The sequence below is a fragment of the Aliivibrio sp. SR45-2 genome, from assembly GCF_963890165.1.
Taxonomy (GTDB): Bacteria; Pseudomonadota; Gammaproteobacteria; order Enterobacterales; family Vibrionaceae; genus Aliivibrio; species Aliivibrio salmonicida.
Genome location: NZ_CAWPRC010000183.1, coordinates 49,694 through 62,129, shown reverse-complemented (window position 1 = coordinate 62,129; position 12,436 = coordinate 49,694). Strand labels below are relative to the sequence as shown.

At 38.7% G+C, this 12,436-nt stretch carries 11 protein-coding genes; 6 read left to right on the top strand and 5 right to left on the bottom strand.

The genetic code is table 11. The annotated features are described in order from the left end of the window. Positions 1-136: 136 nt before the first annotated feature. Positions 137-1,057, bottom strand: a complete 921-nt coding sequence (locus AACV33_RS17295; RefSeq protein WP_065611550.1) for a DMT family transporter — start codon at positions 1,055-1,057, stop codon at positions 137-139. 311 nt (positions 1,058-1,368) lie between these two features. Between AACV33_RS17295 and AACV33_RS17290 the strand changes: the two genes are divergently transcribed. Both AACV33_RS17290 and AACV33_RS17285 read left to right on the top strand, forming a co-directional pair. Further along, positions 1,369-1,788, top strand: a complete 420-nt coding sequence (locus tag AACV33_RS17290; protein WP_065611551.1) for a YeeE/YedE family protein — start codon at positions 1,369-1,371, stop codon at positions 1,786-1,788. Positions 1,789-1,797: 9 nt separating this feature from the next. Next, complete coding sequence (locus AACV33_RS17285; RefSeq protein WP_182699461.1) at positions 1,798-2,235, top strand: YeeE/YedE family protein; 438 nt, start codon at positions 1,798-1,800, stop codon at positions 2,233-2,235. A gap of 65 nt (positions 2,236-2,300) precedes the next feature. On the opposite strand, the gene AACV33_RS17280 is transcribed toward AACV33_RS17285, so the two are convergent. Next, a complete protein-coding gene (locus tag AACV33_RS17280; protein ID WP_182699460.1) occupies positions 2,301-2,717 on the bottom strand; it encodes a VOC family protein in 417 nt (138 codons plus the stop codon). Positions 2,718-3,265: 548 nt separating this feature from the next. On the opposite strand from AACV33_RS17280, the gene cadC reads away from it, so the two are divergent. Beyond that, positions 3,266-4,894 (top strand): lysine decarboxylation/transport transcriptional activator CadC, encoded by a 1,629-nt coding sequence (gene cadC / locus AACV33_RS17275; protein ID WP_065611553.1) that lies wholly within the window; start codon positions 3,266-3,268, stop codon positions 4,892-4,894. A 76-nt stretch (positions 4,895-4,970) separates the two neighbouring features. Here the strand turns inward: cadC and AACV33_RS17270 are convergent, their stop codons facing one another. Next, a complete protein-coding gene (locus AACV33_RS17270; RefSeq protein WP_065611554.1) occupies positions 4,971-6,440 on the bottom strand; it encodes an alanine/glycine:cation symporter family protein in 1,470 nt (489 codons plus the stop codon). Between the two features lie 660 nt (positions 6,441-7,100). Between AACV33_RS17270 and cadB the strand changes: the two genes are divergently transcribed. From cadB to pdxY, 3 genes are all read left to right on the top strand, one after another. After that, entirely contained in the window at positions 7,101-8,447 is a 1,347-nt protein-coding gene (gene cadB / locus AACV33_RS17265; protein ID WP_017021310.1) for a cadaverine/lysine antiporter, read from the top strand. Between the two features lie 118 nt (positions 8,448-8,565). Continuing rightward, entirely contained in the window at positions 8,566-10,704 is a 2,139-nt protein-coding gene (locus AACV33_RS17260) for a lysine decarboxylase CadA (RefSeq protein ID WP_017021309.1), read from the top strand. Positions 10,705-10,780: 76 nt separating this feature from the next. Beyond that, positions 10,781-11,650 (top strand): pyridoxal kinase PdxY, encoded by an 870-nt coding sequence (gene pdxY / locus AACV33_RS17255; protein WP_182699459.1) that lies wholly within the window; start codon positions 10,781-10,783, stop codon positions 11,648-11,650. 71 nt (positions 11,651-11,721) lie between these two features. Here pdxY and AACV33_RS17250 read toward each other — a convergent pair whose 3' ends face one another. Together AACV33_RS17250 and AACV33_RS17245 are read right to left on the bottom strand one after the other, a co-directional pair. After that, positions 11,722-11,928 (bottom strand): hypothetical protein, encoded by a 207-nt coding sequence (locus AACV33_RS17250; protein WP_182699458.1) that lies wholly within the window; start codon positions 11,926-11,928, stop codon positions 11,722-11,724. A gap of 75 nt (positions 11,929-12,003) precedes the next feature. Next, on the bottom strand, positions 12,004-12,381 hold the full coding sequence (locus tag AACV33_RS17245; RefSeq protein ID WP_017021306.1) for a rhodanese-like domain-containing protein: 378 nt from the start codon (positions 12,379-12,381) through the stop codon (positions 12,004-12,006). Positions 12,382-12,436 lie beyond the last annotated feature (55 nt).

The window sequence follows — 12,436 nt, the reverse complement described above, 5'->3', positions numbered from 1 at the left end:
AATTCATAGCATTCTATACGTCTATACTCCTAAACTACCTTATTATGAATAGGGTGTCGATACAAGAAAGGGCACTAATTGCGCCCTTTCTTCTTTCTTTAATCTCTCGTTATAAATAACCAGATTGTCTCTTTCATTATGATGCCGATTTATAGAGGACTTTTAATTTACTTAATGAGAGTGCACTTCGTGGGATCTTCGACAGTAAAATCCCACCAAGCAGCGGCGCTAGCATGATAAGGGACTTGTCTGAAATAGTGGTTCCAGAAGTGAGTGAAGACAAACTGAGTGCGACTAATGGGAAGATTAAGAAACAGATTGATGCGGCAAAGGGGGTGGATATTTGACCTAATTTAAAATAAGCCACAATGCCACCGACACTTGCAAAGACACCTAAGTAAGCGACAGCTATTACAGAAGATGATGAGAACGCTTGTACGTCGACCTGTTCAAAAGCAAATGACGTAATAAACAATAATAGCGCGGCAATAAAACTAGGAATGGCGTTGTAAGTGATGACTTGAATATCTTTACAGTATTTTTGCACCATCACATACATGATCGCATGAATAGCAACGGCTAACGCTAACGCCGCTGAACCAATCAGTAAATCATCACCACCAATCCCTAGCTCATTCGATAAAATGACATACAAACTGCTGACAGCAATAAACAAGCCTGCAAATTGATGGGGTGAAAGTCTAAGGCCTAAAAATAAAGTGGATGTGATCATTACGGCAATTGGCATGTTGGCAAAAATAATAGATGCAAGGCCAGAAGAAATATACATCTCACCAGCTATCATTAAGGTAAATGGGATCGCAAAATAGAAAACAGCGACAATAATCATCCACTTATTTTTCCCTCTTGGAAAGAATAAAGGTTGATTAAAAATCTTCGACAATAAAATTAGAATAGGCGAAGCAATAAGAAAGCGCAGAGCCGTCGAAAAGATTGGTGGGATGGTATCGACGGCTATTTCCATAGCAAGCCATGTGGTTCCCCAAATGAAGCACACAGAGCAAAATAGCAGCAGAGAAAGGTATTTCTTATCCATATAAAGTGTCCATTCTATATTGTTTTAATGTATTGATATTTTTTTGTGCAATAGCAACAAGATGAATGGGAAATATACGTGCTTCACCGGAGAATAACTTGCTTATTTATGTCATAAAAAATCAAATTTAGAGAATTTTTTTCTCTTTCATTGAGTTTGTTAAGTATTTATTCCATATTTCCCTTCTTATTTTCTGTTTAGTTGATTGTGAATTCACACTACCTAAATTAGTCATTGCTAAATAATCTTTGACTAATGTTTATGATTTAGTATGCTTAACACTGAGTTAACCTAAAAGAGAGAAGAAGATAATGAGTATATCGATTCCATGGGAGTCCTTATTTGGCGGCATGTTACTTGGCGTTTCTGCGACGTTGTTATTACTGCTGAATGGTAAAATTGCAGGAATTAGTGGAGTGCTTACCGGGCTATTAGTACCTAAAAAACAAGATTATGCTTGGCGTGTCTTGTTTATTGTGGGAATGATCTTTGGTGGTGTTGGTGGTGTTCATTATCTTGGTGCTTACGTGCCTAGTGAGTATAACGCGACGGTGAGCACGCTTGTTATTGCCGGTTTACTGGTTGGTGTTGGCACCCGTTTAGGCAATGGTTGTACTAGTGGGCATGGGATCTGTGGTATTGGTCGATTGTCTGTTCGCTCAATGATTGCTACCGCTACTTTTATGATTGTTGCGGCTATCACTGTTTTTTTTCTCAATCACCTTCTTTAGTTGGATTCGATGATGGCTACTTTATTATTTCTTTTTGTATCGCTGGTTTCAGGGCTTCTTTTTGGTATCGGTATGGTTATTTCTGGAATGGCAGATCCTCACGTTGTGATTGCTTTTTTAGATGTTGCTGGAGAGTGGGATCCAAGCTTAATGTTTGTGATGGGAGGGGCGTTATTGGTATTTATGCCCGCGTATTTTCTATTGATTAAGCCGAAAGAAAAACCATTAAATGCAGGTGAGTTTTGTTTATCTACCAATAAAAAAATTGATAAGCGATTAGTTATCGGTGCGGTAATCTTTGGTTTAGGATGGGGCATTGCCGGTGTTTGTCCGGGACCCGCCGTATCAAGCATCGCTCTTGGTAATAAAGATGTGATTATCTTTTTTGTTGCTATGATTATCGGGTTATATATGACCCATAAAATACTGCAATCTAAAGACGCGTAAATTGACGTTGATTTAATTAATACAAAAAATGGGCAAACCTATTTGAGTTCGCCCTTTCTTATTGATTAGTAACTGTAACGTTCTTCCGGCTTTTCACTGTCGTATTCTACTAACTCCCACTCGAATCCTGCTTTGTCATAAAAGTAAGTACGTCGCCCATGTTTTTCTTGAGTGACTAGACCATTTTGTTCGTAACCTAAAGCAAGTAATTTTTCCTGAAGATGGTCTAAATTGTCGACGATCATTCCAATATGGTTCACACCGATATTGTGATAGGGCTTACGGGTATCTTGTGATGAGGTCGCATCTTTGGGTTCTTGTAAGGCAAAATAATATTCATCGTTACCGACATGAGCCCATCGATAACTACCTACTGGTGTTTGGTCTATTTTGACTCTAAAGTCAGGTGCTGCATTTAATAGAAAAGCGATGGCCGCATCTATGTTTGGAACGGTGATGTTGGCGTGTTCAAATTGTGTCATAGTGACTCCTTGTCATACTCATTATTAACGTAGAGACACTGTAAAAGGTAAAGTTAACTTTAGGTCAATACATTATATGTTTTTTTGTTCACTATTATTTATTGATTAGTGATGTAAATATTAATAGCATTTTTATGTTTTCTTGATTTTTATTTCCCCTTCTTTTTATAAGGTTATAAGTTGATAAAACTTGATCTATTTATATTCCATTTATGTTGCATTCATAAACGCTAGGTTCTATTAATATTAAAAATAGACTTGTTCATGTGAAAAATGGTCATGCTATGTTACCTCTCTTATATCTTTATATTTTATTAGTTTGTTTTAATTCAATTGCTTATGTTTGATTGTTTGATTTTTTATGTTGTTTTAATTCGTTGGATCCTAAGATTTCATTTTTGATAAGGGAATGATATAGGCAGATATAAATAGTTTATTTATAATCGCCATCTCTTTTATGAATCGTATCAATATAAATAGATAATCTTTATTTTTTGAGATGCATAAACTGCTTATATTAATAACGATTTAACACCAATGAGTATCTTATGGTCGGATTATGTTTTCAAATTAATGACTGGACTCTCGTCATTGAAGAAAATAAATTATATCGCCAAGATAGGGAAGTCTCGGTTGAACCACGTTTAGTTAATTTGCTTCGTTTTTTAGCCCAACATTCCGGTGAAGTATTTTGCCGTGATGAATTAATACAACATGTTTGGGATGGCGCGTTCGTAACTGATCAAGTTGTCACTCAATCTATTTTTGAATTACGCAAGATATTAAGAGATGGGCGTTTAGATAACGCGAGATACCTTGTGACCGTGCCAAAACGTGGTTATAAGCTTGTTGCTGACACTCAACTCGTTAATTTTGAAGAGACAGAGTTTTGGAAACCTTGTGACTATTCTAAAACGGTAATCTCTTCAGCGTTAAATTATGCAGAATCAGGGCATGCAGCTCACGAGCTTATTGATGAGAAAGTAACAACAACAGAGCGTGATCTTTCTTTTCCATCAGGCCCACTAACCCGTGCTATCACGACAATATCGAAAGATGTTGAAAAAGAAAAAAATAAACAGGGTGCAAGCTTTAACTCTTTCCATCGTTGGAAACTACTCGCTTTTGATGCTTTTCTTGTTTGTATTTTAATTGCAGTGATTATGTCGGCAACGTATCAACAAACCAGTACACACATTACAAAAGCGATCGATATCGATTTAATCGAATTTACGTTTCATGCAAGCCGTAATCAAAAAGATGAAACGGAATTTCTTGCTGATGGGATAAGTCAAAAATTAATGGCAGATTTAGCCAGTGTTGGTAATTATCGTGTTCAATTAGATAAAACCGCCTTTACGACTGGGATTTTACCTGGGAAAGCGGTGGATGTACGTGTTGAAGAGCAGCAAAATAAAACCTATTTAGATGTAGAGTATCGCAGCAATACATCCAATAAAGTGTTGTTTAGTCGTCAATATCGAATGACACCATCCAATCTTGAGCGTGTTTTACGTCAATCGTCTTTTGATTTAATGAACGCACTGGGTGTTACTGTTTCTGAAGCACAGATGGACGAATTAATGCTTGGCTTACCTAAAGAGGAAGGGTTGCTAGAGGTATTGATTCAAGCAAATCATTATATCAATCAGCCGGATCCTCGATTGTTTGAGCAAGGCATACGACTGTTAGAGAAAATATCATCAGAAGAACCTGATAATGGGTATATTTTGGCTGAATTATATATTGCTTATAATGCATTTTCAGCACTTAACCCTGAGCTTGAATTGAACGATAACACCATGAAAATTGATAATTTAAGTCAAGATTTGGTGGAAAAATACGGGGTTGCAACAGACGAAATATGGCCTGCGCGTATTTATGAAGCATTAGCAATGAATGCCATTAAACAAGATGATAAAGAAGCGGCTCAAAAATACCTTTCGCTTGCTTTTGCGCGCAGAGAGTCCGCTTTCTCATACATTCTTGAAGGAAAGCTTGCAGAGCTGAATGGGAATTTAGATAAAGCGGGGGACGCTTATAGTCGAGCGTTCTTTATGGATACGTCTCTAGAAACGTACATGTTAAGTGAGAACTTAGCGTTTTACAGTGATCTAGAAACCGTGGCTTATTTTATGTATAGAGCCGTAAAGCCGAGTGAAGTTCGTTTAATGTAAATGACAAATAATGGATAACAAAAAGCCCGTAGTACTCAGTACTACGGGCTTTTTTATTTACGAGAGAATAAAGTATTTACACCTTCTTTTTCTCTGGATGCCATGCTGTGTCGACGTTATCCAGTTGAGGAAACTTAGTGCGATCAAATTCAGGTATTTTACCTGCTTTTAATTGCGTTTCGTAATCTTTGATAACGTTAATTGCCAATTTAGACAAAAAGATGAGCGCGACAATATTGATTAATGCCATCATGCCCATTGATGCGTCAGCTAAGTTCCATACCACAGGTAAAGAAGCCACTGAGCCAAACATCACCATTGCTAATACACATAGGCGGAAACCAAATAGGCCTTTCTTAGAGTTACCGTTTAAGAACATTACGTTGGTTTCAGCGTAGCTGTAGTTCGCAATGATAGACGTAAAGCAGAACAATAAGATAGCAAGAGCCATGAAGTAACTTGTCCAGCTACCTAGCTCATTGGTTAGCGCTTGTTGTAGAAGGCTGATACCTGTTGCTGCATTTGGTTGATCCATTACGCCAGAAAGCATAATCATCGCCGCAGAAGCGGTACAGATAACAATCGTATCAACAAATACACCTAGCATTTGCACAAAACCTTGTGATGCAGGGTGGTTAGGGTTTGGCGTTGCACTTGCTGCGATGTTCGCTGCTGAACCCATACCCGCTTCGTTCGAGAATAAACCACGAGCGATACCAGATTGCATAGCTTGCGCGATAGTATAAGCAACACCACCTGCTGCGGCTTCTTGCCAACCGAATGCACTTTTAACGATAAGCGTTAATACTGCTGGAACTTCAGTGATGTTCATTACCACAACGATTAAAGCAATCGCAAGGTAACCAACCGCCATTACGGGTACGATTTTTGATGATGCCGTTGCAACACGACGTAAGCCGCCCATGATGAAGAACGCAGATACCGCTACGATAACCACACCCATGATCGTTTTATCAAAACCAAATGAATGACTAAGTGCATCGGTAATGGTGTTTGCTTGAACAGCATTGAAGACTAAACCAAAAGCGATGATTAAAAAGATAGAGAAAAGTGTACCCATCCAGCGTTGGCCTAGGCCTTTTTCCATGTAGTATGCTGGGCCGCCACGGTATTGACCATCAACATCTTTTACTTTGTAGACTTGAGCTAGAGTTGATTCGATGAATGCGGTTGCCATTCCAAATAAGGCGATAAGCCACATCCAGAAGATAGCACCAGGGCCACCAACGGTTAATGCCACTGCCACACCTGCCATGTTACCCGTTCCCACGCGAGCTGCCATAGAGGTACAAAATACTTGATAAGAGCTGATGCCGTTTTCGACTTCTTTGTCGTTACGTAGAATTTGAATTGAATGACCAAGTTGACGTATTTGAATGAAACCAAGACGTAGTGTGAAGTAAACACCAACACCAACCAGAAGATAGACGAGAACTTGTCCCCAAAGAATGCCGTTGATAGTGCCAATGACAGACATTAATGCCTCGTTCATTGACTCAATTAGCGTTGAATCTGTGCTTGTCATGAAATTTCCTTATTATTAATCGTTAATTTATCTTTCCTGAATTAAAGGGGAGCAAAAGCCACTCTTTAAGAAATATAAGTAACTTTGTTATAGAATTGTATAAAATATCGTTTGCTAAGGATTCGCGGCGATTAATATAGTGTAGGGAGCTTTGTTTAGTCAATAATAATGAAACAATACACCCATCTTTTTTTACTATTGAGGTTAAAGATTTACAAAAAAACGTTTGTATTTCGTCGTTAATTAACACCTTCTTTTTATATGGGTACTGTTTAATCCGCTGTCTCTCTTCTTACTCCTTTCGTATCTTCCTTATATCCGAACATTATCATTCTTGATGAATTTATATTTTTTATAAAACTCAAATTAAATATAAACAACACTTAATTAAGTTGTTGATTACAAATGCTTATAATGGTTTTTGTGTTTATGTAAAAAGATAAACTTCCTTATGTTTTCATCATTATTTTATTGATAATTTTATCCTGATTTTTTTTATTGTCTTTGGGCGTAATCTTCATCTCAACATTACAGCGAGATGTTGTTCTTATACCCAAATGAGTTTTTATAATTTGGTTTAAATAACGTCTCCTCTTTTTAATGAACATTTAAGTATAACGGGCACGAAAAAAGGCCCATTCGATAATCCCTGGAGATATGATGGAATCGAATACCAAAAAAATTGGCTTAATTGCCTGTACTGGCGTTGTTGCCGGCAACATGATGGGGAGCGGTATTGCACTATTACCTTCTTCATTAGCAGCTGTTGGCTCAATTTCAATTTTTAGTTGGATCATTTGTTTAGTTGGTGCGTTGAGTTTGGCATTTGTTTTTGCTCGCTTAGCAACAAAGAACCCACAAGAAGGTGGTCCAATCGCTTACGCTGGTGAAGTTGCTCCTGTGTTTGGTTTCCAAACTGGGGTTCTTTACTACCACGCAAACTGGATTGGTAACTTAGCCATCGCCATTACTGGTGTGTCTTATTTATCTGTTTTCTTCCCTGCTTTAAGTCATCCAATCCCTGCTGCAATAGCAACGGTTGCGTCTGTATGGATATTTACCTTTGTAAACTTACTCGGTGGTAGCTGGGTTAGTCGTCTTTGTACTCTAGGTCTAGGGCTTATCCTTATTCCGGTTGTTGGTACCGCTGTTGCTGGTTGGGGGCATTTTGATATGGCCATTTACAACCAAAACTGGAACGTATCATCAGGCACAAACAGTCATGCTGTTATCAGTGCGGTATTGATTTGTTTATGGTCATTTGTTGGTGTTGAATCAGCCGCTGTATCATCTGGTATGGTAAAAAATCCAAAACGCACGGTTCCTCTAGCAACCATGTTGGGTACAGCGATTGCGGGTATTATTTATATCCTATCGACTCAAGTTATTGGTGGTATGTTCCCTGCGTCTGAAGTAGCTGCATCAAGTGCACCTTTCGCACTGGCAACAACAGAAATCTTCGGTAGCTGGTCTGCTCCATTCGTTTCTGCATTTACTGCACTTGCGTGTTTCACTTCTCTTGGTTCTTGGATGATGTTAGTTGGTGAGGCCGGTAAACGTGCTGCTAACGATGGCAACTTCCCTAAAATCTATGGCGAAACTGATAAAAATGGCGTAGCGAAAAAAGGGCTTATCTTAGCATCGTTAAAAATGACAGCGCTAATGATTGTACTTACTGCGTTCAGTTCTCAATCTGCTCATACTGCTGACTTATTTAATCAGCTAACAACAGATGCCGTACTACTAACAATGCTTCCTTACTTCTACTCAAGCATTAACTTAATTCGCTTTGAAGGTATGACTACTCGTAGTGGCTTTACGATGATGTTCTCTGGCGTGGCTTGTGTGTTCTGTATGATTGCGCTTGCTGGTGCAGAAGGTGCAACACTGACTGCAACCTTTATCGTGTCACTGGTTATCCTTATGTTCTACGCAAAAAAAATGGGCTTGAAACAAGCAGAGCAAAATGCAGCAGCTGAAACAGAAGCCGCGATTGCAACCCATTAATGTCACTCGATAGCGTAACGATTTAACGCTACCAACTTACTTAATTTACCCCTATGGCGCTCCACTACCTCACCATCAAAAAGATGGGGAGCGCCTTGTTTCGTCTTGGAGATATAAAATGAATATTTTTGCTATCCTAAACCACTCAGGTGTTTTCTTTAAAGAAGAGCCAGTTCGCGAACTTCATGCTTCTTTAGAAAAAGCAGGCTACAAAGTTGTTTACCCAGTAGACGCACAAGATTTGTATAAAATGGTTGAAATGAACCCACGCATTTGTGGTGTGTTATTTGACTGGGATAAATACTCATTAGACCTATGTACTGAAATTAATGTCTTGAATGAAAAATTGCCTTTGTATGCCTTTGCAAACCAACATTCAACGTTAGATATTTCATTAACGGATTTACGTCTAAACCTTCATTTCTTCGAATATGCGTTAGGCATGGCCGATGATATCGCTCTGAAAATTAATCAAGCGACTGAAGAATACATAGATCAAATCATGCCTCCTTTTACTAAGGCACTATTCAAATACGTAGAAGAAGGTAAATATACGTTCTGTACTCCGGGTCACATGGGCGGTACTGCTTTCCAAAAAAGTCCAGCAGGCAGCATCTTTTATGATTTCTACGGTCCAAACGCATTTAAAGCGGATGTATCAATTTCAATGCCTGAACTAGGTTCATTGCTTGATCACTCTGGTCCTCATAAAGAAGCAGAAGAGTATATTGCTCGCACGTTTAATGCAGACAGCTCTTACATCGTAACGAACGGTACGTCTACTTCAAACAAAATTGTAGGTATGTTCTCTGCACCAGCAGGAAGCACAGTACTTGTTGACCGTAACTGTCACAAATCTTTGACTCATATGATGATGATGAGTGATGTAACACCTATCTACTTCCGTCCAACGCGTAACGCTTACGGTATTTTAGGTGGCATTCCTCAAAGTGAATTCACTCGTGAAGTGATTGAAGCAAAAGTAGCAGCAACACCAAACGCAACTATGCCTGGTTATGCGGTTATTACTAACTCTACTTACGATGGCTTGTTGTATAACACTCAATACATCAAAGAAACGCTAGACACTAAATTCATCCACTTCGACAGTGCTTGGGTTCCTTACACTAACTTCAACTCTATTTACGAAGGTAAATGTGGTATGAGTGGTGAAGCGATGCCGGGTAAAGTGTTCTATGAAACACAATCAACTCATAAATTATTGGCTGCGTTCTCTCAAGCATCAATGATCCATGTGAAAGGTGAGTTTGATAAAGAATCTTTCAACGAAGCCTTCATGATGCACACATCAACATCACCTCAATATGGTATTGTTGCATCAACAGAAATTGCTGCGGCGATGATGCGCGGTAATACAGGTAAGAAACTGATCCAAGACTCTATTGATCGTGCTATTCGTTTCCGTAAAGAGATCAAACGTCTAGAAAGTGAAAGTGACAGCTGGTTCTTTGATGTATGGCAACCAGAAAACATTGATACAACAGAATGTTGGAAACTGGATCCTAAAGATACATGGCATGGTTTTAAAGACATCGATGATGACCACATGTACCTTGATCCAATCAAAGTAACGCTATTAACTCCAGGAATGAACGAAAATAGCGAAATGAGTGAAACAGGTATCCCTGCTTCTATCGTTGCTAAATACTTAGATGAACACGGTATTGTAGTAGAGAAAACAGGTCCATATAACCTATTATTCTTGTTCTCTATCGGTATTGATAAATCAAAAGCAATGCAATTACTGCGTGCGTTAACTGACTTTAAACGTGGCTATGATCTAAACTTAACAGTGAAAAACTTCTTACCTTCACTGTACAACGAAGATCCAAGCTTCTACGAAGGCATGCGCATTCAAGAACTGGCACAAGGCATTCACGACCTTACTCGTAAATACCGTTTACCAGAATTGATGTTCAAAGCGTTTGATGTATTACCTGAACTAAAAGTAACGCCACACGCAGCATGGCAAGAAGAGCTACGCGGCAATGTGGAAGAAGTGAAACTGGAAGAAATAGTTGGTCGCGTAAGTGCCAATATGATCCTTCCTTATCCTCCAGGTGTTCCACTAGTACTTCCTGGTGAAATGGTAACAACAGAATCTCGTCCAGTACTTGATTTCTTAGAGATGCTATGTGCAATCGGCGCTCATTACCCAGGCTTTGAAACGGATATTCACGGTGTATATGCTCAAAAAGATGGCAGTTACACAGTGAAAGTATTAAAAGAAGATTAAGCCCTAGGGTTTTAAAGGATTATCGTTTATTTTAGGGCACGGAAGCCCTTACTCTATTTTAAATTATGGTGATGTTATGAAACGTATTCTTTCCATTCAGTCTCATGTGGTATTTGGTTGTGCAGGCAACAGTGCAGCGGTTTTTCCAATGCGAAGAATGGGAATGGAAGTGTGGCCAATTAACACGGTACAGTTTTCAAATCACACACAATATTTACAAGGCTGGAAAGGCATCGCTATGCCTGCGGGCCATATTTCAGAATTAGTTGATGGTCTATCAGCAATTGAAGCAACAAAAGTCTGTGATGCCGTATTAAGTGGTTACTTAGGATCAGCAGCACAAGGCCAAGAAATTATTACGGCTGTTAAAAAAATCAAACAAGACAATCCAAACGCGATTTACTTTTGTGATCCAGTAATGGGGCACCCTGAGAAAGGCTGTATTGTTGCACCAGAAGTCGAAGTATTTTTTAAAGAATCTGCATTAGCTTCAGCAGATATTATTGCACCAAATTTACTTGAGTTAGAAAGTTTATCTGGCATGTCTATTAATACCTTAGATCAAGTGATTGAAGCGAATAATCAACTGCTTGAAAAAGGCGTTAAGATGGTAGTGGTAAAACACTTGAGTCGTGCGGGAATTCAAAAAGATCGTTTTGAAATGCTATTAACCACCAAAGACGGCAGTTACCACGTTTCTCGTCCTTTATATGACTTTGATGCAAAGCGTCAGCCAGTAGGGGCAGGGGATTTAATCAGTGGTGTGATGCTGGCCAATTTGATGGCAGGCTATGCGCCAATTGAAGCATTTGAGCGTACCAATGCTGCGGTTGATTCTGTGATGAAAGAAACCTTCAATCGTGGAGCGTATGAGTTACAGCTTATAGCGTCACAAGAACAATTTAATGCGCCCAATATTACGGTAAAAGCGACGAAAGTAGCGTAATCCGTCATCTTCACAATGAATAGAAAATGCAAAGCCCTTTAATCTCTATCGTCAGTGATTAAAGGGCTTTTTTATTGTGTTGATTTCTTTTTAATTATTGAATAGATCAGATTGACCATAGAGGTGTGTAAATTCTTGTAGTGTTGAACCTGCATTATTTTTAATACAGCTCCCATGATTGCCGTATTACCTCGTTTATCTTGTAAGTATGCATTAGCGCCTTTTTTAACCGTAACTCGAGCAACAAAAAATGCCACGGATAGATTGAAACTAGACATTAAAAAAACCAACCTCTTTGTGATGTTGGGTTTTGTTTTATTAGGTGAATGATTATTTTTGTATTTAGATAACCGTTATTCTTCTTTTAACCAACCAAAGAACCCCTCAGTTAGATTTTTTACTGGTGATAACCCCATTTCAGAGGCCAGTTTTGCCGCATAAAGTGAGCGTAAACCATGAGCACAATAGAAAACATAGGTTTTATCTTGATTGAAAATCTTATTATGAGCAGGGCATTTCGGGTCAATTAAAAATTCTAACATTCCTCTTGGGCAAGTAAACGCCCCCGGGATCACGCCATGCTCTTCTCGTTCCGCGGCTTCTCGGACATCGACAAAGATATAGTTATCGTCTTGATATAATGCCTTAGCCTCTGCAATCGACATTTCTTCTACTGTTGAACGTGCTTCTTCATTTAACTCTTTAATGCCTTTTATTATTGTTTGTGACATGTTTTTTCTCTCTTAATTTCGCATTAATACAATGCTGTCATTAATGAATAGACGC